Raw genomic sequence first — 25,133 nt, forward strand, 5'->3', positions numbered from 1 at the left:
CCCCTACATCATCCGCCACCATACACTTCATTAGGTAACCATGTTGCCAACGGTTGAAAGTAGAAAACCAACGCCAGTGCCAACAGTTGCAAGGCAATGTATGGAAGCACACCCAAATAGATATCCTTGGTGGTTATACCCGGTGGGCACACACCTTTTATGTAAAACAACGAGAAACCTACTGGCGGCGTAAGAAAAGACGTCTGCAAACACATGGCAAACATAATGGCAAACCACACCGGCTCAACACCCATTTTGAACAGCACAGGTGCAACTAGCGGTAAAACTATCAAGGTAATCTCTACCCAGTCGAGGAAAAACCCAAGCAAAAACGTGATCAATAGCACAGTCAGCAGCACACCAGTAGTCCCAAACGGCAGGCCGGTAATGGCTCCTTCAATAACTTCATCACCACCGAGCCCACGCAGTACGGAAGCAAACACCGTGGCACCAATAAAAATGCCAAAGATAAACGCTGAGGTGCGGCTGGTCTGATAGAGAGATTCCTTCAAGGTGGCCATATCTAGGCGCTTGCTGACAAATGCCATCAACAGCGCACCACCTGCACCTACGGCGGAAGCCTCTGTCGTTGTGGCTATACCGAAAAAGATAGAACCGAGCACAGAAATGATGAGTGCCATTGGCGGCAAGATCGCCCAGAACACACCAAACCATGCCCGGGCATCCAAGCGCTGTCTATTCTTGGGTGCTGGTGCAAAGTCTTTTTTAATATACGAGGCAATAATGATGTAAAGAATGTACAGCATGGCGAGCATCACTCCGGGAATCAGCGCTCCCATGAACAGCTTGCCTACAGATGCATCCGAGGTGCCCATGCGATCCGCCATCAACACCAACATGATGCTTGGTGGCACCAAGATCCCGAGAGTACCAACAGAGCACGCCGTGCCCACGGCCAGTGATTTGTTGTAGTTGGCCTGCATCATGGGGCCAAGGGACAACATGCCCAGCAATACGACCGACGCACCAACGATACCAGTAGAGGCAGCAAGCAATACACCAACAAGAACAACGGTAATTGCGTAGCCGCCGCGTAACCCGCCAAGTACCCGAACGAGGCTGTGCATCAGTTTTTCGGCAATACCTGAACGATCAAGCATGATCCCCATGAAAATAAACATGGGCAACGCGACCATCAGTTCATTGGCAACGATGCCATAAATTCTGGCGTCCAGAACGCCAATGGTTCCCTGCCAGGTAAACCAAAGAGGGGAATCGAGATACTCGACCATCACGTGGCCGATAATACCGAATATAAGACCAATACCCGCCAGTGACCAGGCAACCGGGAAACCCGAGAGCAAGAGCACCATAAAGCTGGCGAACATGGCGATAACAAGAATCGCTTCTACACCCATGACGTTAGCCTCAAGGTTCAGGGATTGGGGTGGCCGGCGGAGCGCCGATCATCGTAAGGAGGCTCAATAGCTCTAGGAAATCGGAACAGGTATGTGGTGCAACGAGTGGCGCGGGACAGCAGCGCGATCATTACAAACACCAGCCCCAAAGGCAGCATGCTTTTGAATATAAACCGGTAGGGCAACCCACTAGGCGCTTGGGAGTGCTCTGTGTAAATCCATGCTGTCCATGCGTATGGCACGAGCGAACTGATCATCAAAGCAATGATGGGCAGCGCCAACAGCAGAATTCCAAAAAGTTCGATAATGGCCTGTGTTTTGGGGCTGAACTTCTCTTTCAGCACATCAACACGCACGTGGTCATCCCGCACAACCGCATACCCCAAGGTCAGCATGGTAGCGGTTCCGAACAGGTGCCAGGACAGCTCTTCCAGAGCAATAGAGCCTTGGGATAGCGCATAGCGGGAAAACACGTTTATCAAGATAACAATCAATACAGCAATCCATAACCAGGACGCAAAGCGGCCAACAGCAACAACCAATCGATCTAGATGCCAAGACAGGGTGTTGACTGGCAGCAACTCAGTGTCGAATGTTGGGGCATTGCTATCCCCTGAGACATTGGTATCAGTCACAAAAACCTCGGATTTTTCGGATGCAGGGCAGGAGGCGGGTAACGATTAGCCGTTACCCGCGTTAAATATCATCCGTGGATCAGTCGTACTTGTAGAAATCCCGTGGCAGGTAGCCATTGGAGTGCCAAATGGAGTGATGTTCCATGAAATCACGCTGACTGGTCAGTACGCGATTGAACATCTCATCTTCGGCAGCAATTTCATCCAGCACCTCGTTGGTGATCTTTTGTAGCTCACGCAAAACAGGTTCTGGCAACGTCTGAGCGTTTACGCCTTCTTTCTCATACTCACGCAGCGCGGTTGGCTGGGCCCACTCACTTTGAGCAAAGCCTTTCAGCGTAGCGGCTTCACAGCCCATTTCGATGAGCGCGCGACTTTGTGGCTCCAGCTTCTGCCAAACATCTTTATTCACCAACAGGTGAGAAGTGGTCAAAGTTTGGTGCCAACCGGGCATGATGTAGTTCTTGATGATCTGGTCCAGACCCAGCATTTTGTCGATGGCTGGCTGAGAGAACTCAGTTGCATCAATCGTCTTACGCTCAAGTGCCTGATAAATTTCGCCGCCCGGAACCATGGTTACGGAAGCGCCGAGCTTTTCTAGAACTTTGCCACCAATACCGGCAAAGCGGATTTTTAGTCCGTCAAAATCTTCCACGCCCTTGACCGGATTCGCGAACCAACCTGCGCCTTCAGGACCGATGATGCTGCACAGCATAGGGTGGATGTTGCGCTTGGCATAGATTTCTTCCAGCAATGCACGGCCATCACCCTCGTAGTACCATGCCAGATAAGCGGGCGGCTCCATGTTGAAGGGAGCACCAGAATATAACGGCAAGGCAGGGATAGTGCCCTGATCGTAACCAACCCAAGTGTAGCCAGCAGGATATTTACCACCACCTACGGCATCCATAATTTCAAACGGCGGAACCAGCTCGTTCGGCTCATAGTAACGCAGTTGAATATCACCACCGGATATGGCTTTGAGGTTTTCGGTCAGGTGTTTTACAGGCGTTGTCAGTCCTATAAGATGTGAAGGAAAAGCCAGAGGCACCTGCCAGCGAACTTTTTCTGAAGCCAAAGCATCGTTGCTGACCAAGGCGCCAGTCATGAACGCCGCTGCAGTAATACCCAGAGTCAAACCCGATAGCTTTTGTTTGATAGACATGAAGATGATCCTTCTTGTTGTTGTAGTTGGCCAGTCAGGATAATTTCCCTGGTAAGCCTGGTCTGAATGTTGTCAGACATCGCAAGAAACTAGACGGACATTTATGTATTTTGAGTCCTACGGAAGCGTCAGTCTTGTTTCCCGCGCTGCTCTGACGTCTTGCATCCAAGAATTAGCAGAGACCGTGCCAATACCATTTTTTATTTTAAAATCAATAACATAGAAGAAAACAAAAACTCTAAAGTAGTGAAGCGTCCTGAGAACCGGACAATATCATGGAATGAGCGTACGTACTTGTACAGATATCAATACACCTGTCCGGAATTCAGGACATTTTGGCGAGCTTCTCATACAGCACGGACCGGGAAATGCCCAAGAGCCGGGCAGCTTTGGTACGGTTGCCCCTGCTTGCGACCAGTGCCTCTTCAACCGCCTGAGCTTCCGCCTCAGCCAGTGTTTCAGCTAATGGCCTGATGGGGCGCGACGAAACCCGCAAGGCCGGGCGAACCCCAGCCCGCGGCAAAACCTTGAACATGGCGTCAGCATCCAGAACGCCACCTTCCTCACTCATGGTCAGGGCGCGCTCAAGCACATTACGTAGCTCGCGAATGTTACCGGGCCAGTCGTAACTGGCCAAAGCCGCAACGCCGGCGTCGGTTATTTCCGCGCGCATGTCCAGCCCTTCGCTAATCTCCCAGAGCAAGGTTTCACAGAGCAGGCCAATGTCTGCCAACCGCTCTCTCAAGGGAGGTATGGGAATTTCGAGAACGTTGAGCCGGTAGTATAGATCTGAGCGGAACGTGCCGTCGGCAATCATGGCTTCAAGGTTGCGACTGGTTGCCGCGATAATGCGGACATCCACCGATGCAACCTTGTTGGAGCCAAGCGGTTCAACCTCCCCCTCCTGCAACGCCCGTAACAGTTTGGCCTGCAACGGCAGAGGCATGTCGCCGACCTCATCCAGAAACAAGGTACCGCCGTTAGCGAGTTGGAATTTGCCTTCGCGATGCTTGCGGTCTGCACCGGTGAAAGCACCTGGGGCGACGCCGAAGAACTCAGCTTCGAGAAGATTGTCCGGGATGGCTGCCACGTTTACGCCCACAAAGGGCTTTTCTGCGCGTCTGGAGACAGCATGGATTGCCTGAGCCAGCACCTCTTTACCAGTGCCGGTTTCGCCCAGTAAAAGCACGGACATCTCACGACCGGCAGCCAAGCGGGCGCGACGTTTCACTTCAAGGGCTCCGGGGCTGGCCCCAATGAAATCGCCGAGGCTGTATCGTGTACTTCTTTCCTTTTTTGCCAGCGCTTTGCGCGCCGCCGCGAGATCCTGATGCAAGCGTCGATACTTGCTGACCAGAGGCGTTAGCGGTTGCAAATCATCGTAGAGCACAAACGCTACAGCGCCTTCTATCTGCCCACCTTCGTCATAGAAAGGCAAACGGGTAACCACCAGCTGTTGCTGTTGATGCTCCATGATATCCAACAACAAGGGGTTGCCGGTTTCCACCACTTCAGGCATGCGGGTTCCGGGAATCACCTGACGCACTGGGCGGCCGATAGCACTCGCCGGATCTTTCACGCCAAGCAATTGCGAATAACTGTTGTTAATCCAAGTGATGCGGGCGTCGCAGTCAACGACAATCGCACCGGCACTAGCCTCCTCAAACATGGGAAATAGTGCTTCAATAAGATCCCGAGTAAGCCCGGTTTTATTTTTTTCACCAAACAACTGTGTCATGTAGCGCGTACCGCCGGGTTCAATATCATTCATGTTGAAAGCCCTGACACCCGGCAAGCCGAGTATTCCGTCGGAAGTATATGGCCCTCTCGGCAGCGTGAGCAAATGAGAGGGCACGCGCGATCACAAAAAGGCTGTCACTCCGGGATGCGCAACTCGCTATCAATCAGGAGAATTAAATCTCCATCTGCCGGTTGCGCTGCAATTTCAGGAAGGTTGCTCTCGGCCAGAGGCGTTGCCATATCTCCTCGCGGCGTAGTGCGGACTACCTGACTCGGCGGCAGTTCGGTGCCGTTGGTCAAACGCTCCCATACCAAGTCCAGAGCTTGAAAATAGTAATGGTGCAACGGCACATAGCGATCACCTACACCCGCGAACTGGTTCAGGATGTCGAGGTGGTGAGCGTTGAGCACTTCGTAATAGCGAAGCTCGCTGGCAGCGCCCTCAACCCGCTGATTAAGTCCGTAGTATGGCCGGGATGTATGGTTGATGGGCAAAATGGCATCCGCCCGACCCGTCACAAACACTGTGGGCTTGCCACGGAGGTTTCCGGTTGCTCTGATGTCTTCGATGCCTTCAGCGATTGCTGAAGCCAGTGTGGCATCAGCGCCCGTCAAGACATCCCCTGTGATGGCATCACGGCCCAAAGCCAAGCTATGCAGGCACAACAAGGCGTCCAAGCCGTAATCAACCTGACTACTGCTTGGGGACACACTTGTAGGAAGCGCCGTGGGCTGGCCTTCAGCGTCATCGTATACAATATCGACGCCAGCAGTGGGTGGGATACCGTTACTGGCTGCAAAGGCGGCAGCCTCCCTGGCATTCGTGAAAGACGTCACCGCGCCCGCAGTGTCTGTTGCGGCAAAACTGAGCCCGCACACTCGGTCTTCCACACCCGCACGGCCATAGGCATTGGCGTAAGTCATGGCAATGCTCTGGGCGACTTTGGAGGCAAAGTGCACTGGTGCAAGCAGATTCTGCTCGGGCTGGATGCCGAAGTCCTGATTCAGGATTCGCTGCGCATCTGTTGCACGCGCGTCAGTGTCAGCACCTGTTACAAGGCCTTTGTTAAACAGTGAGTTGCAGATATTCTCGCGCACCTGAGCCACATTAAGCGCGTTCAGTGGCGCGCTATCGCGGATAGCTGGCGCCTGATTTGCACAGCCCTGATAAACCGCAAGCGCCGTGGTGTATTCGAGCAGGCTGCGACTATGCTCAGCAACTGCCGCGCCGGAACCTTGAACAATGGCGAAGCTAGTATCCACAACCGGGTTCACATTGGGCTCGGACACCGCCACGCCATCAATCAACCCGTTGATATCCTGTTCTGCAGCGCGGACGGAAGAACCGCCACCATTGGAAACGCTGGACGCGATAACCAAAGTATTCAGAGGCGTAATCGCGTTGCTGTCGCCGTCGCTGCCGAACTGCTTATTGAGCGCCCAGAACCCGAATTCAATTGATTGCAGCACATGCTGCCCCCAATCCGCTTCCGGATTGGTTTTCGAGTGCGCGTGCTTCCAAGCCAAACGATCGGGCCACAGAGCGTTGAAATCTCCGCGCTCTGCATCGGTAAGATCTGCGCGGAACTGTACGAGGTCATCTCCAGTTGTAAGTGTGCCGTCAATACGCTGAGCGGCATTGCTCTCAAGGTTATGCGAACCCGTGCCGCTACCTTTATCGGTGTAAACCACCGCGCAGCCTTTTTTCAGGCCCCATTCCCCGGCTGTACCAATCGCCCCGTAAATACCTCTGGAACCCGATGATGGCGCGGTAATCATACACGGGCTACTTGGGTCAAAGCTGTCAGGTATCTGGGCCATAACCGTAACGGGCACGTCGCTCCCCGGAACTGTCATGAAGGCGATGTATTCATGCCCAGAGATCATTCCTTCGGTGCCACTGCCTACGCTGGGGCCAAAGAACTCGCCATAGCCTCCACCAGCCGATGTATCGACCAAGGCACGGTAATTATTGTAGATGGCAAGCCTGCGCAACTCACTAGGCGAGGGGTTGAGAGCATCGGAGAACGTGGGCGCAGTAGGGCTGCCTAATCCTGTGGCGCCCATACCTGCGGTTAGCAGGTCATCTGTCACACCATCGTATTGGGTATGCTGAATATCGCCCTGAATAAATCCGGGAATCGGGTTTGCGGCAGGCGGATTATCGTTGCTGCTGTTATTGCTGTCATTACAGCCACTAAGGCCAAAGCCTGTGGCGCCGATCAGCGCACAGATCATGATGCGTTTCATGGTCGTTCCTTATTTTGTTGTTGTTTAGAACGGGCCGGGACCACGACCCGAGACCATTGTTATGCGCATCCTATGCCATAATTTTATCTTATTGTTTTTTATGGGCTTTTTTCGAAACTCTTATATGCAAGACGGAACTTGTCCAGACTTCCGGACAACCTTGGCCCCCTTTCCTCTCGGGCTTGCACGGAATCACCCAGTTATAGGCGCTAGCACAGCCGGATTGTCCTGAATCCCGGACACCGTCGTGTTTGGCGGACAGCCGATTAAAGCGACACACCTGCAGCCCACCGTCAAATTCGGATAAACGGCAGCAGGCTTAGGCCCATGATCACCAGTATGGCTACGCAAGCGGCCAGAGTGCGAACAGGCTTGTGTCGAAGCATTTGCCAAGCACCACCGCTCTCGCCACTCAGTCGCCGAGCCTCATAGGCTTCACGCTGGCTTTCCATGCGCTGGCGCTGATATTCGTGCAGCAAGGCTTTCGCCCGGTTCGCTTCGTCTGTGTCGTGCACCCAAAAACCACCCATGCTAATACCCCAACGGCTTGGCGGCGTCTCGTAAAAGCGCACATCGTGGGCGTCAAATAACGCCCTTATTTCGTCGGCTTCGTCATCTGGCACGTGGCGCAAATTCATCAGGTGGTGCGGCATGAAGGCTCGTTATCTGGTATCGGACAGGGTAATACCGATATCCTAACACCATAGACCCAAAGACCGAATTCACCACCGGAACCCTTCATGACTGATCACCCCCTCCGCCTGCTGCTGGATTTCGACAACTGCGCCCAAAGAGATAAAGGCCAGGCCCCGGCATTTTTGCACCGGCGGGATCGCAAGTTTGCACTGACCTGCGAGCAGCAAAAGGTTGCGCCCACTCCGAAGCGCTGGCTGGCCCACATCAACCATCTGAGCGGCCCGGGGGCTAGCGCATCGCCAACGGAGCACACCTTGGGCTTCTGGCGTCGGATCAACAGTGGCTTTATGGCTTCGGGCACCCTGTTTGGTTTACTGACTATGCTCGGCTTACTGTTTTACGACGGTGGCCAACGCATCAACATTACGGTTTTTTTGGCCTTTGTGGCGTTCCAGCTTTTACTGGCGCTGCTAACTACGGCGCAGTCTCTGGTGGGCTGGCAGCCTTGGGGAACACTGCTCCGGCGCTTTCGCAACAATCCCGAATCTGAGGTGTCGGTAAAACTCCAACCGGTCCTTATGGCAAAGGCCGCACAACTGGGTGGGCTGTGTTTTGCGCTGACCGGTTTGGCAACCCTGCTGATTATGGTGGTACTACAGGATCTAGCTTTTGGGTGGAGCACTACTCTTGAGACCGATGCCAGCCGCTATCACAGCTTTATTGTTGCGGTTGCAGCGCCTTGGGCCTGGTTTTTGCCAGCTGCTGCACCGGACCTTGCACTTGTGGAAGCCACACGGTTCTTTCGCGCTAACGCGGTCGCAGGCAGCATGGACCCGGCACGTTGGGGCCAGTGGTGGCCCTTTATCGCTATGCTATGGACAACTTGGACACTGTTGCCGCGACTTGTCCTTGCCCTACTGGCGAATGTTCTAATCCGGCGCAAGGCTCGGTATCTGTTGGCTAACCACCCGGCTATGCGAGCCTTGCTGTATCGTATGGAAACGCCAGCTCTGGATACGGGCAACGACCATAACGATGCCTCGGATTTGCCGGACACCGAAACACATCTCACACTAAAACCTTTGCCTGAGGCCAGTACTGCCCTGTGCTGGGCAGGCGCGGGCGACCCGGAGTTACCGGATGCACTCAGTGCAGGCAAGAGCCTGATTGCCAAAGTGGGCGGGCGGATGACGCTCGCGCAAGACCGGCAGGTTCTAGAGCAGGTGGCCAAACAACTGACACAGACACACAACGAATCCGTCCTTCTGATAACACGCAGCTGGGAGCCTCCTACGGGAGAGTTGGAAGATTTTCTGATGTCTGCACGGGAACTCTGGCCTGAAGCATCGCAGATTGCCTTGGTGCCATTGGCTACCCGCATTGAGCGTGAACCGGATGCCCATCAGGTGCAGCAATGGCTGAGATTTGCCAAGCGGGTCGGGCCGGAGTTTGTAACGGTTAGCCTGATACCAACGCACGGAACCCTTCCGGATGTGAACGGGGGAATTATGCAATGAGTACCGCACCTATTTTTGCCGTTGTAGGCCACCCCAACAAAGGCAAATCCAGCGTGGTGGCAACCCTGTCTCAGAACGATGCCATAGCCATTGCTTTGGAGCCGGGCACGACACGTAAGCGCCAGTCCTACCCACTAAGCGTAGATGGCAGAGTTCTTTATACACTGGTTGATACGCCCGGTTTTCAGCGCCCCCGACGGGTGTTGGAATGGCTTGAAGCCCACAGCGTGTCAGCATCTGATCACAGCGAAACAGTGCGAGCCTTTGTTCAACAGCATCAGGGTGATGGCCGCTTTACAGACGAGTGTGAGCTGCTAGCACCGTTGATTGAGGGGGCGGGGATCATCTACGTGGTTGATGGCTCCGCGCCATACAGTGCCGAGCATGAAGCAGAAATGACCATCCTACGCTGGACCGGCCAGCCCAGTCTGGCGCTGATCAACAGCATCGGAACCGACGACTACAGTGACATCTGGCAGGCCGCACTGGGGCAGTTCTTTCAGGTTGTACGCAAATTCGACGCAGTTCGCGCCCCGTTCGAGCAACACCTAAGCTTGTTACGGGCCTTCGGCCAGCTTGAGCCAGACTGGGAAAAGCCTCTGGATCAAGCTACCCATTATCTATTGGCTCAACGGGAGCAACGTCAGCATCAGGCTGCTGGCATTATTGCCAAAGCCTTGAAAGACATGATGTCGTTTCAGGAAAAGCGCACGCTCACACTGGATCAAACCGCAGGCACCAGCGACAGCACCCTAGCGGATCAGCTCCGGCAGCGCTGGTACCAGCATCAACGGCAACGGGAGCAGTCCCTGCGAGTGGAGATAGAACACCTGTATCAACATCAAAGTATCCAACGGCAGGAAGCCGAGCTGGAATGGCACAGTGATCACGACCTGTTCTCGGAAGACAGCCGCAAACACTGGGCCGTTAGCCGACGCTATCTGGCGACGGCCGGATTTGGTGCTGGCGCCGTTAGCGGTGCCGGGCTGGACGCTCTCGCTCTAGGCTCATCTCTGGGCGCCGGTGCTCTGGTGGGCGGTATTATCGGCGCTGCAGGTAGTTACATGTACGGAGGCCGATTCACTCTGCCAGTTTTAAACATTGGCTTGCTTCAAGACGGCCTGAAGACAGCCACCTTCGGCCCGGTGCAAGACAGCCAGTTTGGCTACGTAGTGTTGGGACGGGCCGTGGATCATTGGTGGCACATTAGCCATCGCAACCATGCAGGTAGAGAACTGCTCGACCTGCAACCCGCAGATCATCACTGGCTGGATAACCTCGATAAAACAAACCGCCAAACCATTCAGAAAACCCTCGACAAGTGCCGAAAACAACAACCCTTGGACGAAAACCAGCGATACAGATTTCATGGAGCTATTGAACAGTGCATGGCAATTTATGACGACTGGCGGTTGAACCGGACCTGAAAGGAGTGTTTATACTGTATGGCTATTCCATCACAAAACGAGGAATGCTAATGAAAATTGTACGAGTCCAGGACATCATCGGTACCGAACGTGAAGTACATGGCCCCGGCTGGACAAGCCGTCGCATGTTGTTGAAAAAAGACGGCATGGGTTTCTCTTTCCACGAAACGATCATTCCTGCAGGTGCCGAGCTTAACCTGTGGTACAAGCATCATCTGGAAGCCGTTTACTGCGTAGCCGGTAATGGCAGCATCACAGACAAAGCCACTGGTGAAACCCACCAAATCTCCGACGGCACCCTCTACGCTCTCGACAAGCACGACCAACACACACTCCGCGGTGGCACTGAAGACATGCGTCTTATCTGCTCGTTCAACCCGCCCGTTACGGGCCAGGAAGTTCACGACGAAGACGGCGCCTATCTGCCGGATACCAGCGAAGACTGATCGCTCTTGTCTGTAACAGAACACCCCGCACCATCCGCACCGCCATCGACAGCGAGCCTGCTGCCGGTGGCGTTGTTGCTTTGGCTGGCCGGGGTTTATTTGCGCATCCCGATACTGGTTGCGCCACCGCTAGCACCGTTTATCGGTGACGAGCTGGCACTCTCCCAGACCCTCACTGGCGCGCTGACAACTCTCCCCATTCTCATGCTTGCCATTGGCGCCATGCCGGGCTCCCTGTCCATATCCCGAATGGGTCCACGCAACACTCTTGCACTGGCCATGCTCGTTATGGTCATCGGCTCCGCAGGTCGTGGATTGGCGCCCGACACCATCACTCTGATGCTCACTAGCGCCGTTATGGGCCTAGGCATAGCCATGATGCAGCCCGCGCTACCGGCCCTGTTACCGCGCTGGTTGGAACCCAAAAACCTGGCACTAGGCTCCGCCATCTACATGAACGGCATGCTGATGGGCGAATTCATCGGCGCAGGCATCACCCTGCCAGTCATCATGCCGTTACTGGACAACAGTTGGCGCGCAACCATGCTGGCCTGGTCACTACCGGCATTGCTGGTCGCCGCCGCCCTGTTCCTGCCCAAACGCGACTTGGTCAGGCCCACCCGCAAAGTCGCCTGGCTCCCGGACTGGAAAAACCCGCTCACATTAAAACTCGGCCTGCTGCTCGGCGTATCCGGCTCCCTGTTTTTCGGCGTAAACGCCTACCTGGCGGCCTTGCTGGAGCAAAGAGGCGAATTCGAAAACCTCACCGAAGCTCTTTTTTGGTACAACTTTGCCCAAGTGATTGCGTCGCTTTTGATGCTGAAAATGGCCCGCTACTGGATAGGCAAAAAAGTCCCGCTAATCACCATGCTGATACTCAGCCTGCTGGGAACTCTGGGGCTTCTGGTGTTTACAGGATGGTGGGCAATCGCCAGCGCCACATTCATGAGCTTCACCGCTGGCATACTGCTAATCATGATGGTGGCGTTACCGCCGCTTCTGGTGCCCGCCAGCGAAACCGGAAGACTATCCGCCGGCAACTTTCTGGTGGGCTACACAGTGGCCTTCGCAGTACCCATGCTGGGCGGCTTACTGTCTGACTGGACAGGCGACATAAGACACGCCATTGCCGTAATGATCGCCTACGGAATACTGGTTTCTCCTCTAGCCATCAAACTAAACCTTCAACGTCAGTAAAGCGCCTCCTCAAATGGCCAGAAGCCGGGGAGCGGGGTGTCTTTTCTGCCGGGAAAAAGATGTCTGAGCGAAGCGAGTTGTTTTTCCCAGAAGAAAAGACACCCCGCTTCGCGGCCCACCCCAATGAAGCAGGCCCTCAGACTTTAGATGTAGTAATCCTTTAGCGGAGGGAACCCATTGAACTCCACGGCACTATAGGTTGTTGTATAGGCTCCTGTGGAAAGCCAGTACATACGGTCGCCAATAGCCAGGTTCAGTGGCAACGGGTATTTGTGATGCTCGTACATAATGTCCGCGCTGTCGCACGTTGGCCCGGCAATTACGCAGTCTTCGCCTTCACCCTTCTTGTCCGTCCAGATGGGGAACTTGATCGCTTCATCCAGAGTCTCGATCAGACCGTTGAACTTACCTACGTCAGTAAACACCCAACGATGGAGAGCCGTGCGGGACTTACGGGCGATCAGAACTACCTCACTTACCAGAACACCGGCGTTGGAAATCAACGAACGGCCCGGTTCGATAATGATTTCCGGCAAATCATCACCGAAATCTTCCTTCAGGAAGCGAGTAATCTCAGAGGCATACACCGCCAACTCGTTGGTACGGTTGATGTAGTTCGCCGGAAACCCCCCGCCCATGTTGATCATTTTCAATTCGATGCCGTCTTCTTCTTTCAAGCGCTCGAAAATGACCTTCACCTTGTTCAAAGCCGAATCCCACGCGCCGATCTCGCGCTGCTGGGACCCCACGTGGAACGACACACCGTAAGGTACCAAGCCAAGATCACGCGCCAGGATCAGCAGGTCCATGGCCATATCATTCTCACAGCCGAACTTGCGGGAAAGCGGCCAGTCTGCGGTCTGCGTGCCATCGGTCAGAACACGTACGTAAATCTTCGAGCCGGGTGCCGCCTTGGCAATGTTACGCAAATCCGCCTCAGAATCCGTGGCGAACATACGCACACCCTTCTCATAAAAAGTGCGAATATCTCGCGCCTTTTTGATGGTGTTGCCGTAGCTGATGCGGTCGCCGGTCACACCAAGAGCCATCACCTTTTCCAACTCATAAACCGACGCAATATCAAAGCTCGCTCCCTTATCCCGCAGCATAGTCAGAACCTGCGAAGCCGGGTTGGCCTTCACTGCGTAATACACATTGGCATAAGGAAAACCGTCCACCAACTCGTCGTACTGACGATCGATGGTAGCGGTATCAATCACTACAAACGGTGTTTCCTTGGTATCCGCAAATGCTTTGATCCGCTCAAAAGTCTCGGCAGTGTAGTAATCGGCGATGTTAGCGTTGGCTGACTCGGTCATGGATCGTGTTTCCCCCTTGGGGCAAAAAAACAGTGCGCGAACGCGAATGCCAGAACCTGAATGGCCCTGGCCAAGAAGCGCGATAATCAGACTTTCTTTGCCTCACAGATATCAGCAAATCTACCCATAAATCGAACAAAAACCAGAACTCTAAAAAGCCCCCAATCAAAGAGGCCTTAGCGATCAACAACTCAACCCTCTATACTTCAGTCATAACAAACACGTACCACAGGAACCCCCAGTGACGAGACTCATTGCAGCAATATTCCTGACCCTGCTGTTTCTGGCAGGCTGTGCCGAAAACACCACACCGCCAACATTCAAACAAGCACTGCCCACCGCAACCCAGCAACCGGTCAGCTTCAACGACGACGTACGCCCCATCGTAGAAGCAAAATGCCTAGCCTGCCACAGCTGCTTTGACGCGCCCTGCCAGCTCAAAATGGAATACTCCGACGGCTTGATTCGCGGTGCCCACAAAGACGCGGTTTACGATGGCGCGCGCTTCGAAACCCAAAAAACCACCCGCTTGAGAATAGACGCCCAAACTGAACAACAATGGCGAGAGTTAGGCTTTTACTCGGTATTAGCCAGAGGCGATCAAACCCACAGCTTATTTGAAAACATGATTCGCTTGGGCAAGGAGTATGAATTTGCTCCCAACAGCAAATTGCCTGAAGACATAGAGCTGGGCTTATCTCGGGCCAATCAGTGTGTAAGCAACGAGAATTTCTCCGACTACGCCAGCGACCACCCCTACGAGGGCATGCCTCTAGCAGTAACTGGCCTCACCGACGACGAGTACGCCACCCTCACCGGCTGGCTCAACCAAGGCGGCGCCATCAGCCCGTTGGTTACCAAGGTAGATGGCGCCGAGCAAAGCCACATCAAGCGTTGGGAAAGCTGGCTAAATGACCACAGCCTACGCCAACAACTGACCAGTCGATGGATTTACGAACACCTCTACCTCGCGCACCTGTATTTTGAAGATAAGGGCGCCAGCACCCGCTACTTCGAAATTGTGCGCTCCTACACAATGCCAGGCACACCCATCGACATGGTGGCAACCCGTCGCCCCAACGACGACCCCGAAGGCTCGGTGTATTATCGCCTGCGCCCGGTATCTGGCAGCATTGTGCACAAGCGCCATATCACCTTCGAGTTTGGAGAAAAACAGTTCGAGCACACCCGCGAGCTGTTTGAAACTGGCGATTGGCAAGTAGAAACCCTCCCGGACTACAGCCGTGAAAACCGCGCTAACCCCTTTGTCACCTTTGCCGCCATCCCTGCAAAGGCCCGCTACCAATTCATGTTGGACAACGCCGAGTACTTCACCCGTACCTTTATTCGAGGGCCGGTGTGCCGCGGCCAAATTGCTACCGACGTGATCCGTGACCAGTTTTGGGTGGCCTACCACGACCCGGAAAACGACCTTTATCTAACCAATGCAGAGTATCGCGAAAAGGTAACGCCGTTGCTGGCCTTGCCGGGACAGGATAGCGCCCTGCTTGATCTGGGCGACAACTGGGCTGACTACAAAGGCAAGCGTAACCAGTATCACAAACTGCGAAACCAGGCCTACGGCGAGGCCTACCCCAAAGGTGCCTCACTTAATCATATCTGGGACGGTGACGGCCATAATACCAATGCGCTACTCACTGTTTTCCGCCATCACGACAATGCTTCTGTACAGCGCGGCCTGATTGGCCAGGCGCCATTAACCAGCTGGTGGATGGATTATCCTCTGTTCGAACGCACCTACTACGAACTGGTGGTGAATTTTGACGTGTTCGGCAACGTGGCTCATCAAGCCCAGACGCGACTTTACTTTGACCTGATCCGTAACGGCGGCGAGCAGAACTATCTCCGCCTAATTCCGCCCGGTGAACGCAACAAGGTTTTGCACCATTGGTATCAGGGCGCAGGCGAATTCAAGCTGGATTATAGCTATGCCAACATGGACGAGACGGCCCCATCACAGGTGCCCTATGCCACCTCGGCATTCAATGAAGAATTGGGGGCGCGACTGCTGCTGAAATTCCACGAACTGAATGCAGAGCGGGACGATCCCATCAACCGCTGTGGCGGCAGTGATTGTGGCCGCAAAGACGAGCCCGAATGGATTCGCGAGGCGGATCAGGTGCTGTCAGAACTGGCCGCTACCCGGGCGGAATTCCTCCCTGCCATCAACTACCTACCAAACGTCACTTTCTTGCGGGTTTATAATGAGAAAGGCAAGCGAACGGTATACACGGTTATCCGCGACCGCGCCCACAGCAACGTCGCTTTTCTGCTGGGAGAGGATTTACGCTACCAGCCCGAAAACGACAAGCTGACCATTTATCCGGGCATCATTGGCAGCTACCCAAACTTCATGTTCGACATTCCCGCGTCGCAACTCGGACTGTTTAAAGACAGAATGAAAGCCCTGAAGGCAGAAGAGCCAAAAGCCTTTGAGGCCTTAGTGGGTGTATGGGGCGTTCGCCGCACCCACAGGCAATTCTGGGAGATTCTTCACGATATTACCGCTTGGCAGCGCGAGCATCAGCCCTTGCAGGCGGGTGTGTTCGATATCAACCGCTACAAGAATCTTTAATAGGCCAGCGTGCCGCCTCCGGGTTCACACCGCTACAGGGCGGAAGGGCTCGGGGGTGGTAGAGCCTCCGGGGTCGCGGGGCTCAGACTCTTGTTGCAGGTATTCTAGGATGGCGTTCTTCAAGTCGCTGCCCTGACCCAGCCCCTGATTGCCAAATAAGCGGTTGAACTCCAGCACGAAGGGATATCCCTCCACCAGAGCAATATCAAAGCCAGCATGGTCTACGCCCAAATCCCGGGCAAGCCGCAGCGCCAGATCGGTCATCACCGTGGGCACCGGGCTGTTGTCAATCTTGCCACCCTTGGATACGTTGTTATAAAAGCCCTGATCGGCCTGAGTACGCCAGTAGGCTGTGACAACTTTATCGCCCACCACTACTATGCGCGCGTCGCGGTCCAGCGGCAGGTATTCCTGAACATATAAAACATCCGTGCGCTCGCAGTATTTGCGCCAGTCGTCACGGGTTTCAATCAGCCACACACCTTCGCCCATGCTGGCCTTTGGCAGCTTCGCCACGAAGGGCAGCACCATCACACTCCAGATGTGCTCACGTTCCTCCGGGCCGTTGGCTTCAATGATTGTCCAGGGGATGTGCTCCGGCGCAACCGCTTCAAACGCCCGGGTCATTTCCACTTTATCGTGGCCAATGAGATAACTGGCAACACTGGGGAAAACCCGACATTTCAAACCATGCACTAGCGCATTGAGTTGCCAGTATTCCGGGAACAACACCCAATCTGCATTGCGCAGCAGTTCCTTATGGCGCAAGTAATTCTCCGGCTTCAATACAGTGGTATCCGGAAAGCCAAGGGTGCGGAAGACATTAAACGATACGAAGTTCATGGGCGGGGTCGCGCTGGTCAAAGTGGGTAAGTTTTAAGCAGTTTTAACCTGGGTGCAAGTATTTTTTGTGAGTCGAATTGACGGTGGTCATGGTTTTTAAAAGCGCATCTGATAATAATTCGCATTATATTTTGAGTTAACTTATTACGGAGCACACTATGACCATTCTTCGACAGTTTACCGCTGTAGCCGCCTCCTTGCTGATCGCTGTCCCTGCATTTGCAAGCGATAGTGATCACTTCAAAGGTCAGCCATCACACACCCTAGAGCAAGCCGTTGCCAACTTCTCCGAATACAACAACAAGCTAGAAAAAGTGCTGGCTGGGGATCTAACGCCAGAAGCTATGAACGAAGTGCACCAACTAACATACACACTGGAAAACGCGCTACAAAAACTGGATGACGAGATTGATGCACTTGAGGAGACCCTTGAGAAAGTTCACAAAGCTTCTGAGCACGCCGACCCCGGTACCGTGCGCTCTGCTGGCGAGCAATACCTCAGCAAAAGCCGAAAGCTCGTAAACTAGTAGTGGGCGTTACTTTCTTTTGACGCCCTGCTGGGCAACAGCGGTTAGCGGATCTTCCGGCCAAGGATGTTTAGGATAACGGCCGCGGGTGTCTTTGCGCACCTGCGGATACACGTTAACCCAAAAGCTGGCCAGATCAGCGGTGACCGCCAGCGGCCTTTGGGCTGGAGACAACAGGTGTATCAATACCGGCACCTTGCCCCCGGCCACTTCGGGCGTTTTCGTCCAACCAAACAACGCCTGCAACTTGGCCGCCAAAACCGGGCCATTCTCAACGCAATAATCCAGTGTAACGGAGCTGCCAGTGGGGATGGTCAGACTGGTTGGCGCAAGCTCAGCCAGTTGCTGCTGTTGCGGATAATCCAACAGGCTGTTCAGGGCGTTTTGTATATTCAGACGCGCCAAATCAGACCAGCGATGAATGCCCGCCAGAAAGGGGGCCAACCATTGTTCCAGCGACTCTGCCAAAGCCTTGTCACTTACATCCGGCCATTGCTCAGGGTAGTGCTTTGCCAGCAGCGATACCCTTGCCCGCCACTGCTTGGCGGCAGGCATCCACGGCAGGCTGTCCAAACCTTTACGCCGCACCGCTGCGAGTATGCCCTGTTGAATCAACTCGGGTGACGGCTTGGTTAGTGGTTTCTCCGCTAAAAGCAGTGCCCCTAACCGTCGGGTTTTACGCGCAATGACTGTGCCGCGTTTATCATCCCATTCTGCTTCGTCTTGCTCTTTTATATGGGCGGCCAGATCCGTTTCCAACGTGGGTAAGTCCACTGGCGCAGCCAAATAGATCCTTGCTTCGCGGGCCTTGCCGTCTAGATCTGCAGCCACCAGCCACTCGTGCCGCGCAAGCCCATCGTCATCCCGCAATAGGGCGCCTTTGCCGTTGCTGAGTTGATAGCGCGGTGTATCTCCGGGGCGACGTTTGCCAATGCGATCCGGATAAGCGAGTGCTAACAAACGTCCAACTTCTGTGGCCGTGGGCATAGTTTCCTGTTCGCTGTTTCCATTCGCCTGAGACACGGATAGGCGTTTAGCCTGTTGGCGCAGCGCGTGAAGACGGTGTGGATCTATACGTTGCGACCCACGTTCGCCACGAAGGACTCGAATGCGCTCATGCATGTCGGCCCCGGCGCCCGGCCCCAGTATGTCTCTGTCTTCCAGCAACGCGGCAAGCTCAGCTGCCAACCGGCCCAATTCAAGCGACCTGCCCAATAGGACCATGTGCGCAAGCCGTGGGTGGATGCCCAAGGCTCGGGCAGACTTACCGTGTTCGGTAATCGCGCCATCGTCGTCTAGCATATCCAGCCACTGCAGCAGTTCCACGGCCTGCTGCCAATGAGCTGGCGGTGGCGGATCTATCCACACCAAGTTATCCGGTGTTCGGGCACCCCATTGCGCCAGCTCAAGCGCCAAAGGCGCGAGATCGGCCTCGCGAATCTCCGGTGGCGTAAATTCCGCTAGCCCGAATTGCTCAGACTCACTCCACAACCGATAGCACACGCCCGGCTCCACACGGCCTGCGCGGCCTTTGCGCTGCTCTGCGGAAGCCTTGGACACACGGCCGGTTATCAAACGCGTCATGCCGCTGTTCGGGTCAAACACGGCCCTGCGTTGCTGGCCGCTATCCACCACCACGCGCACGCCCTCAATGGTCAAACTGGTTTCGGCAATGGCGGTTGCTAGTACCACTTTGCGGGTGCCTGCCGCAGCTGGCGCAATGGCCTGATCCTGCTCTGCTGCTTTGAGATTGCCAAACAAGGGCGCAATCACTACATTCGAAGCCACCTGCCCGGATAAACTCTGGGCCACCCGGTGAATCTCACCTGCGCCCGGCAAAAACACCAGTATTGAACCCAGCTGCTGCGCCAAGGCTTCGGTGATGACCGCCACTGTGTGATCCACCAGCCGTGGATTGCGATGGGTGGCAGGTACAGGGCGATATAACACATCCACCGGGAAGGCTCGCCCTTCGCTGCTTAAAACAGGTACATCTCCAAGCATACGGGCAATGGGCGCAGTATCTAATGTCGCGGACATCACCAGCACCCGTAGATCTTCTCGCAGCGCTTCTTGTGTTTCCCGCACCAACGCAAGACCGAGATCCGCCTGAAGGGAACGCTCATGAAATTCATCGAACAACACAACGGCGTAGTCTTCCAGCATGGGATCGCTCTGGATCAGCCGGGTGAGAATACCCTCGGTGACGACTTCAATACGCGTAGTGCCAGACACTTTGGTGTCCAGCCGAGTGCGGTAGCCGATGGTTTGCCCGGGCTTTTCACCCAGCTGCGACGCCATAAACCTTGCAGCCGAGCGGGCTGCCAGCCGCCGTGGCTCCAACATCAGGATCTTTTTACCATGCAGCCATGGAGCGCCCAGCAATGCGAGGGGCACTCTCGTCGTCTTGCCTGCGCCAGGGGGTGCTTGCAAAAGCGCCGTGGTGGTCTGTTCCAGAGTGTGTTTCAACTCTGGGAGAATGTGGTCTATTGGGAGCACGTTTGGCTTCAATCGTGCTGAATCGTTCTTGCGTGCCAAGCTTCTGGGCGGGGCACAAAGAAGACGAAGATCAGGCCGAAAACCAGCGCGCCTACGCCGATTCCGAAGGCAGATACCAGCGTGCCACCCGCATCGAGCCATTGTTTGGTGAGCCATGGGCCGACCATTTGGGTGAAACCGTAGAGGGCAACCATGGCCGCTGACAAACGTGGGCCCTGATGTGGGTGCAGGGCGCGGCCGAGGCGTTGGGTCAGCAATACGGTACCCAGAAAAGTGCCGCCTACCAGTGCTGCGCACAGCATTATGCCCAGAGCACCGGGCAAAACGACGGCGGCCACAACCCCTACCAACTGAATAAGGAAGTTCAATTTGAGTGCAGGTATGTCACCCATTTTGCTTCCGAGTTTGTTCCAGACCCATGCGGCGGGAATGGTGCTCAGGGCAACAATTAGCCAAGCGCCATCCAGCAGCCAATGCTCAGCATCCAGTTCCAGCTTCGCCAACAATGGCAGAAAAGTCATGGGGAGGATGTACCCCAGCCCTGCACCCGCGTATGAGAGAAACAAGGGGATGCTGGCACGGTCTATAAGCGGGGTGTTGGTTGTGCTTTTGCCATTTTTTGCCGACTCTTGGTCTGGCACTTCTAACTTCATCAGCCGGTAAGCGCCCCAAATGGCCAAAGGAATGGATGCCAGTGCCACAGGCCACCAACGCTCAGCGCCTTCCAGCCAATCAGCGGTGCCGGTAACCAGCCCACTGGAGAGCAACAAACCCAAGCCCACACCAATGTAGACCAACCCACTCATGCTAGAGCGGTTGCGCAAGACCAACCATTCAAGAATCAGCGCAGGCGCCTGTACGAAAACAACACCATTGGCCACGCCGTTCAGCCAGCGTGCAGTTGAAATGGCGGTGAGGTTGTCTGTTTGGGTAACGAAGATGGTGGTTAACACATGCACCACAAGAAAGGCTGGCAACAAAATACGGATATGGCTAACCCGATGCCAACGAATCGCCAACATGGCACCCACTAGATAGCCGAAGTAGTTCCAGGTGGCGATGGCGGCACCTTCTGGTGCGGTGAGCTGGCCATCGCCGATCAGATAGGGCAACAGCGGGGTGTACACAAAACGGCCAAGCGTGTGCACCACCAAAAGTACGATGGCACCTGCGGCCAGAACGCCAAAGAGTTCTTTCGGGGTTGTGGAGTTCTGTTGGTACATGCTGTCGGTTCCGGCGAGTGTGTTTCAGCCGTGCAGTTTATGCGAGTACCGCAGCGATGTCAGTTTGACCTTAGCAGAACCGCTCGGTTGCCGGACAATCTGAAGAGAAAAAGCTCCTTTTACAATCTACCGCATGACCGTCTTAAGCTTGCGAAACACCATAAGCCCGCTCTACCTTTGCTATTCGCACCTCGAATTCGGAATACCAAGTTTTATGGCCCAAACGCTGAGCTTCAAGGTGCTCAGCATTTTGTTTCCAGTTTCGAATCGCTTCCTCGCTCGACCAGTACGAAACGGTAATACCCACACCCTCACGGGCGGACTCGATACCGAGAAACCCCTCCTGCTGGGCTGCCAGCTCAACCATTCTGTCAGCCATAGCGCTGTAACCATGGTCACCATCCGTGCGAACAGAGCTGAAAATCACCGCGTAATATGGCGGATTTGGAGTTTTAGCGATCCCTGACATGACGTCCTCTTTGTGCTTGCACTTACCCGCTCCCCACTGACTGTGCAATCAATGCCGCCACAGATATAAGTGCAGCTAAGCCAATTAACGAAACTATAAAGCCGCTCAAGGTATTAACGTAACTTTGATCATTGATCGGCTCTTTGGGGAAGTAACCAAAACTAAGAATGCGGCATACAGGCCATCCAACGTACCAACCGAGCTCCCAGAAACAAAGCTCCCAAATAAGCCAAATCAAAGAGCGAACAACTAGACCCGCAAAGCGCAGTATGGATTTAATCAAACCTTCAGCTATTTCTTCCAATGAGTGAAATCCTTCGTGAACATAACGGCCACTACCCGCAATGGGGTAGCCAACTTCAGGGCTGGCGGCGAGCCAAATGGAGATACTCAGCTTGATTCGTTTTTATGTGTCCTTGCGATTGGCTTTAGCCCACAAATAAATGCGCTCAAAAGCCTCTGCGAGATGTTCGGGGTTGTGGGGGGGCTGAATCAATGCGGCTAGCTGGCCATCCGGGTTTATCAACGCAAAATGCCCGCTGTGGTCGACCAAGGTTTCGCCGTCCACATCACGATGCACAAACACCGCACTCAGGCTTTGAGCCAGTGCGCGCAGTGTTTCCAAATCGCCAGTCAAGCCGTGGAAGTTCTCACCGAAAAAACCGGTGTAAGCTTTGAGCTGTTCAGGCGTGTCATTTTCGGGGTCTGCGCTAACCAGCAGGTAATCTGGCTGGGGCAGCTCTTTCGAGAGTAACTTATCGGTTCGGCGCAGGTTCGCCATTGCGGCCGGGCAGATATCCGGGCAGTTGGTGTAGCCCACGAACGCAAACGTCCATTTGCCACGAAGGCTGTCCCGGGTAGCGGTTTCGCCGTTTTCGTTGGTGAGCGTGAATTCGACCAACGACCGGGGCTGGTCATACACATAGGTATTCATTTCAGCAAGATCCGGAGCAGGCGTTGGCTCCCCGTTATCCACCAGAAATACCTGCCGACCTATAACCAGGCCAAATACGAGTACAACCAAGAGCAGAAGTACAAATAAGGTGACCTTCAGCGAACGATTCATTATTGCTCCAAATGGAAAACTCTACGGTAACGCAGCGACAGTAGGAGGGGTGCCTTTTCTGCAGGGAAAAAGATGTCTGAGCGCAGCGAGTTGTTTTTCCCGGAAGAAAAGGCACCCCTCCTGCTGGCGCGTCTGCACCAAGTCAGAAAAACACGTAATGATCCACAAGGAGTACCACAAACAGCGCCATCAGGTAAGTGATGGAATATTTGAAGGTGTTGAGAGCTACCCGGCGATCGTCGCCTTTCAGCAGCTTTATGGCGTACTGGAGGAAGCGCAGGCCGAGAACCAAGGCGCCCGCCAGATAAATCCAGCCGGACATACCTGTGACAAAAGGAAGCAGGCTGACTGCCAGCAACATCAGGGTGTAGAGCAGGATGTGCAATTCGGTGAATTTATTGCCATGGGTGACCGGCAGCATAGGAATGCCAGCTTTGGCGTATTCTTCTTTACGGTGAATCGCCAAAGCCCAAAAGTGTGGGGGCGTCCAAGCGAAGATGATAAGAACGAGCAGCAGAGCATGACCCTCTACCTGACCGGTTACGGCCGTCCACCCGAGTAGTGGCGGCATGGCCCCCGCTAACCCACCAATAGTGATGTTCTGAGGCGTGGCCCGCTTTAGGAACAGGGTATAAACGCCAGCGTAACCAACCAATGAAGCCAAGGTAAGCCATGCGGTTAGATGGTTCACCTGCCACATCAACACCACCATACCAATACTGGCCAGCAGAGTGGCAAAGGTTATGGCTTCTACCGGAGAGATTTTACCGGTTGCCACAGGGCGCTTACGGGTACGGGCCATGACGGTATCGATTTTTTGGTCGACTACATGGTTGACCACGGCGGCAGCACCAGCAAGGAAGGCTATGCCAAGGTTGCCCCAGACCAGCACACTCAAGCTGGGCAGGCCGGAGGTGGCCAATAACATGCCAATGGCCGAGGTCAGGATCATCAAGGCCACAACATTGGGCTTGGTCAGCTCCAGATAATCCCGCCAGGATATAGCCCGCGAGGATTGACTGGTCGTGTTCTGGGCCGGCAGTACGTCCACGTGCTCACTCATGCCGTTATCTCCTGATGCATTATTGTTGTATGTGTTGCTTTTACAGCTTGTGCCTGAGGCAGCAGGTGGTGCCGCCAGATCAGGTATATCACCGACAGCAGCAGCCCGGCACCCATGGCGTTATGGGCGACTGCAATCGGCAGGGGAATATGGAACACAATGTTGGCGAGCCCCAGAGTTATCTGAGCCACCAGCGCTGCGGTAACAAGCAACACGGGGCGATGCAGTTCGCGGTTTTTGCTTCGGCGCCAAATCAAGGTAAGCAGTACAGAAAAGTACGCCAGAACCACTAGGGCACCGACTCTGTGGGTTACGTGTATAGCTACGCGTCCATCGGCTGTGAGCTGCCCGCCCAGATAGTTAGGGCCTACATGTTGGGTGATATCAAAGCCGTGCTGGAAATCCATGCCTTCCGGCCACCATTGGCCCTGACAAGTCGGCAGATCAGTGCAAGCGACGGCGGCGTAGTTGGAAGCCGTCCAAGCGCCTAAGGCAATCTGCACAACAATCAACAGCAGACCGCCATAAAGCCAAGGGCGAAGGCTGGCGAGTCGGGAAGCAGCCACAGACGGCTTCAGGGGTTTTTCTGGATCTGTTTTAGCAGCACCAGTTTCTGCCGCCGAGAACTTTCTTAACCTCAGCACCAGCAGGGTCAGTAAGCTCAGCGTGGTAAAGCCTCCAAGAAGATGAAGGGCAACAACTTGCGGCCAGAGCTTCAACGTAACCGTCCACATGCCAAAGGCACCCTGAAGCAGGATAAAACCCGCAATAAACAGGGGCAGTTTGAAAGGCACGCCGCTTCGGCGCTGACGGACTGCGCTTGCGGCCAAGCCGAACACCACCAGCCCCAGTGTTCCCGCTGCATAGCGGTGGATCATTTCCGGCCAGCCTTTAGCCACATCTACCGGTGTATCCGGGAAACGGGCATTAGCTATGGCAATGTGGGTGTCGCTCTGGGGTACGGTCAGAAAGCCATAGCACCCGGGCCAGTCCGGACAACCCAGCCCGGCATGCACCAGCCGTGTCCAGGCGCCAAGCATGATGACCACTACGGCGAGAACCACTGCAAAAGTCGCCCAATTTGCCATGGCTCTGGGCTGGCTGTCGGTAGGCAGGTGCATCAAGGTAGTTCCTCC

General features: G+C 54.7%; 21 protein-coding genes. 6 read left to right on the plus strand and 15 right to left on the minus strand.

Translation table 11 applies throughout. The features are described from left to right. Positions 1-8: 8 nt before the first annotated feature. The 6 genes from MWU62_RS01855 to MWU62_RS01880 all read right to left on the minus strand — a co-directional run bounded on the left by MWU62_RS01855 (position 9) and on the right by MWU62_RS01880 (position 7,822). A complete protein-coding gene (locus MWU62_RS01855; protein ID WP_247113152.1) occupies positions 9-1,379 on the minus strand; it encodes a TRAP transporter large permease subunit in 1,371 nt (456 codons plus the stop codon). Between the two features lie 17 nt (positions 1,380-1,396). Continuing rightward, positions 1,397-2,014: a TRAP transporter small permease subunit gene (locus MWU62_RS01860; protein ID WP_247113153.1), complete on the minus strand. Its 618-nt coding sequence runs from the start codon at positions 2,012-2,014 to the stop codon at positions 1,397-1,399. 79 nt (positions 2,015-2,093) lie between these two features. Continuing rightward, the gene (locus MWU62_RS01865) at positions 2,094-3,179 is read right to left on the minus strand and encodes a TRAP transporter substrate-binding protein (RefSeq protein WP_247113154.1); all 1,086 of its coding nucleotides are present in this window, start codon (positions 3,177-3,179) and stop codon (positions 2,094-2,096) included. Positions 3,180-3,504: 325 nt separating this feature from the next. Beyond that, the gene (locus tag MWU62_RS01870) at positions 3,505-4,917 is read right to left on the minus strand and encodes a sigma 54-interacting transcriptional regulator (RefSeq protein WP_247113301.1); all 1,413 of its coding nucleotides are present in this window, start codon (positions 4,915-4,917) and stop codon (positions 3,505-3,507) included. A 137-nt stretch (positions 4,918-5,054) separates the two neighbouring features. Next, the gene (locus tag MWU62_RS01875; protein ID WP_247113155.1) at positions 5,055-7,169 is read right to left on the minus strand and encodes a D-(-)-3-hydroxybutyrate oligomer hydrolase; all 2,115 of its coding nucleotides are present in this window, start codon (positions 7,167-7,169) and stop codon (positions 5,055-5,057) included. Positions 7,170-7,462: 293 nt separating this feature from the next. Beyond that, the gene (locus tag MWU62_RS01880; protein WP_247113156.1) at positions 7,463-7,822 is read right to left on the minus strand and encodes a DUF6164 family protein; all 360 of its coding nucleotides are present in this window, start codon (positions 7,820-7,822) and stop codon (positions 7,463-7,465) included. Positions 7,823-7,909: 87 nt separating this feature from the next. Between MWU62_RS01880 and MWU62_RS01885 the strand changes: the two genes are divergently transcribed. From MWU62_RS01885 to MWU62_RS01900, 4 genes are read left to right on the plus strand one after another with little or no spacing between them, the layout of a single operon-like run. Continuing rightward, on the plus strand, positions 7,910-9,322 hold the full coding sequence (locus MWU62_RS01885; RefSeq protein WP_247113157.1) for a DUF2868 domain-containing protein: 1,413 nt from the start codon (positions 7,910-7,912) through the stop codon (positions 9,320-9,322). Next, complete coding sequence (locus MWU62_RS01890) at positions 9,319-10,749, plus strand: GTPase/DUF3482 domain-containing protein (RefSeq protein WP_247113158.1); 1,431 nt, start codon at positions 9,319-9,321, stop codon at positions 10,747-10,749. Before MWU62_RS01885 ends, MWU62_RS01890 begins: the two co-directional genes overlap by 4 nt. Positions 10,750-10,799: 50 nt before the next feature. Continuing rightward, complete coding sequence (locus tag MWU62_RS01895) at positions 10,800-11,195, plus strand: ectoine synthase (protein ID WP_216006726.1); 396 nt, start codon at positions 10,800-10,802, stop codon at positions 11,193-11,195. A 6-nt stretch (positions 11,196-11,201) separates the two neighbouring features. After that, on the plus strand, positions 11,202-12,392 hold the full coding sequence (locus MWU62_RS01900; RefSeq protein WP_247113159.1) for an MFS transporter: 1,191 nt from the start codon (positions 11,202-11,204) through the stop codon (positions 12,390-12,392). A 143-nt stretch (positions 12,393-12,535) separates the two neighbouring features. Here the strand turns inward: MWU62_RS01900 and MWU62_RS01905 are convergent, their stop codons facing one another. Then, positions 12,536-13,711 carry a type III PLP-dependent enzyme gene (locus MWU62_RS01905; RefSeq protein ID WP_247113160.1) on the minus strand — a complete coding sequence of 392 codons (1,176 nt, stop codon included), beginning with the start codon at positions 13,709-13,711 and terminating at the stop codon, positions 12,536-12,538. Positions 13,712-14,042: 331 nt separating this feature from the next. Here MWU62_RS01905 and MWU62_RS01910 point away from each other — a divergent pair, with 331 nt between their 5' ends. Continuing rightward, positions 14,043-16,307: a fatty acid cis/trans isomerase gene (locus tag MWU62_RS01910; RefSeq protein WP_247113302.1), complete on the plus strand. Its 2,265-nt coding sequence runs from the start codon at positions 14,043-14,045 to the stop codon at positions 16,305-16,307. 24 nt (positions 16,308-16,331) lie between these two features. Here MWU62_RS01910 and MWU62_RS01915 read toward each other — a convergent pair whose 3' ends face one another. Beyond that, positions 16,332-17,150 carry a hypothetical protein gene (locus MWU62_RS01915; protein ID WP_247113161.1) on the minus strand — a complete coding sequence of 273 codons (819 nt, stop codon included), beginning with the start codon at positions 17,148-17,150 and terminating at the stop codon, positions 16,332-16,334. Between the two features lie 158 nt (positions 17,151-17,308). Between MWU62_RS01915 and MWU62_RS01920 the strand changes: the two genes are divergently transcribed. Then, positions 17,309-17,677 carry a DUF6746 family protein gene (locus MWU62_RS01920; RefSeq protein ID WP_247113162.1) on the plus strand — a complete coding sequence of 123 codons (369 nt, stop codon included), beginning with the start codon at positions 17,309-17,311 and terminating at the stop codon, positions 17,675-17,677. A 9-nt stretch (positions 17,678-17,686) separates the two neighbouring features. On the opposite strand, the gene hrpB is transcribed toward MWU62_RS01920, so the two are convergent. The 7 genes from hrpB to MWU62_RS01955 all read right to left on the minus strand — a co-directional run bounded on the left by hrpB (position 17,687) and on the right by MWU62_RS01955 (position 25,118). Next, on the minus strand, positions 17,687-20,176 hold the full coding sequence (gene hrpB, locus MWU62_RS01925) for an ATP-dependent helicase HrpB (protein WP_247113163.1): 2,490 nt from the start codon (positions 20,174-20,176) through the stop codon (positions 17,687-17,689). A gap of 8 nt (positions 20,177-20,184) precedes the next feature. Continuing rightward, entirely contained in the window at positions 20,185-21,399 is a 1,215-nt protein-coding gene (locus MWU62_RS01930) for a YbfB/YjiJ family MFS transporter (protein WP_247113164.1), read from the minus strand. 142 nt (positions 21,400-21,541) lie between these two features. Continuing rightward, positions 21,542-21,868, minus strand: a complete 327-nt coding sequence (locus MWU62_RS01935) for an antibiotic biosynthesis monooxygenase (RefSeq protein ID WP_247113165.1) — start codon at positions 21,866-21,868, stop codon at positions 21,542-21,544. Between the two features lie 22 nt (positions 21,869-21,890). Beyond that, positions 21,891-22,172 (minus strand): hypothetical protein, encoded by a 282-nt coding sequence (locus MWU62_RS01940; RefSeq protein ID WP_247113166.1) that lies wholly within the window; start codon positions 22,170-22,172, stop codon positions 21,891-21,893. Between the two features lie 102 nt (positions 22,173-22,274). Continuing rightward, positions 22,275-22,934: an SCO family protein gene (locus MWU62_RS01945; RefSeq protein WP_247113167.1), complete on the minus strand. Its 660-nt coding sequence runs from the start codon at positions 22,932-22,934 to the stop codon at positions 22,275-22,277. A gap of 142 nt (positions 22,935-23,076) precedes the next feature. After that, a complete protein-coding gene (cyoE, locus tag MWU62_RS01950; RefSeq protein WP_247113168.1) occupies positions 23,077-23,997 on the minus strand; it encodes a heme o synthase in 921 nt (306 codons plus the stop codon). After that, positions 23,994-25,118, minus strand: coding sequence for a COX15/CtaA family protein (locus MWU62_RS01955; protein ID WP_247113169.1), 1,125 nt, complete (start codon positions 25,116-25,118; stop codon positions 23,994-23,996). Before MWU62_RS01955 ends, cyoE begins: the two co-directional genes overlap by 4 nt. Positions 25,119-25,133 lie beyond the last annotated feature (15 nt).

Origin of the sequence: Marinobacter sp. S6332 (genome assembly GCF_023016045.1) — a bacterium.
Taxonomy (GTDB): Bacteria; Pseudomonadota; Gammaproteobacteria; order Pseudomonadales; family Oleiphilaceae; genus Marinobacter.

Bases quoted from the DNA above. Each gene is read 5' to 3' on its own strand.
- MWU62_RS01855 (WP_247113152.1), bottom strand. From the start codon at position 1,379: ATGGGTGTAGAAGCGATTCTTGTTATCGCCATGTTCGCCAGCTTTATG.
- MWU62_RS01875 (WP_247113155.1), bottom strand. From the start codon at position 7,169: ATGAAACGCATCATGATCTGTGCGCTGATCGGCGCCACAGGCTTTGGC.
- MWU62_RS01865 (WP_247113154.1), bottom strand. From the start codon at position 3,179: ATGTCTATCAAACAAAAGCTATCGGGTTTGACTCTGGGTATTACTGCA.
- MWU62_RS01935 (WP_247113165.1), bottom strand. From the start codon at position 21,868: ATGTCAGGGATCGCTAAAACTCCAAATCCGCCATATTACGCGGTGATT.
- MWU62_RS01955 (WP_247113169.1), bottom strand. From the start codon at position 25,118: ATGCACCTGCCTACCGACAGCCAGCCCAGAGCCATGGCAAATTGGGCG.
- MWU62_RS01920 (WP_247113162.1), top strand. From the start codon at position 17,309: ATGACCATTCTTCGACAGTTTACCGCTGTAGCCGCCTCCTTGCTGATC.
- MWU62_RS01930 (WP_247113164.1), bottom strand. From the start codon at position 21,399: ATGTACCAACAGAACTCCACAACCCCGAAAGAACTCTTTGGCGTTCTG.
- MWU62_RS01890 (WP_247113158.1), top strand. From the start codon at position 9,319: ATGAGTACCGCACCTATTTTTGCCGTTGTAGGCCACCCCAACAAAGGC.
- MWU62_RS01870 (WP_247113301.1), bottom strand. From the start codon at position 4,917: ATGACACAGTTGTTTGGTGAAAAAAATAAAACCGGGCTTACTCGGGAT.
- MWU62_RS01880 (WP_247113156.1), bottom strand. From the start codon at position 7,822: ATGCCGCACCACCTGATGAATTTGCGCCACGTGCCAGATGACGAAGCC.
- MWU62_RS01885 (WP_247113157.1), top strand. From the start codon at position 7,910: ATGACTGATCACCCCCTCCGCCTGCTGCTGGATTTCGACAACTGCGCC.
- MWU62_RS01905 (WP_247113160.1), bottom strand. From the start codon at position 13,711: ATGACCGAGTCAGCCAACGCTAACATCGCCGATTACTACACTGCCGAG.
- MWU62_RS01945 (WP_247113167.1), bottom strand. From the start codon at position 22,934: ATGAATCGTTCGCTGAAGGTCACCTTATTTGTACTTCTGCTCTTGGTT.
- MWU62_RS01915 (WP_247113161.1), bottom strand. From the start codon at position 17,150: ATGAACTTCGTATCGTTTAATGTCTTCCGCACCCTTGGCTTTCCGGAT.
- cyoE (WP_247113168.1), bottom strand. From the start codon at position 23,997: ATGAGTGAGCACGTGGACGTACTGCCGGCCCAGAACACGACCAGTCAA.
- MWU62_RS01895 (WP_216006726.1), top strand. From the start codon at position 10,800: ATGAAAATTGTACGAGTCCAGGACATCATCGGTACCGAACGTGAAGTA.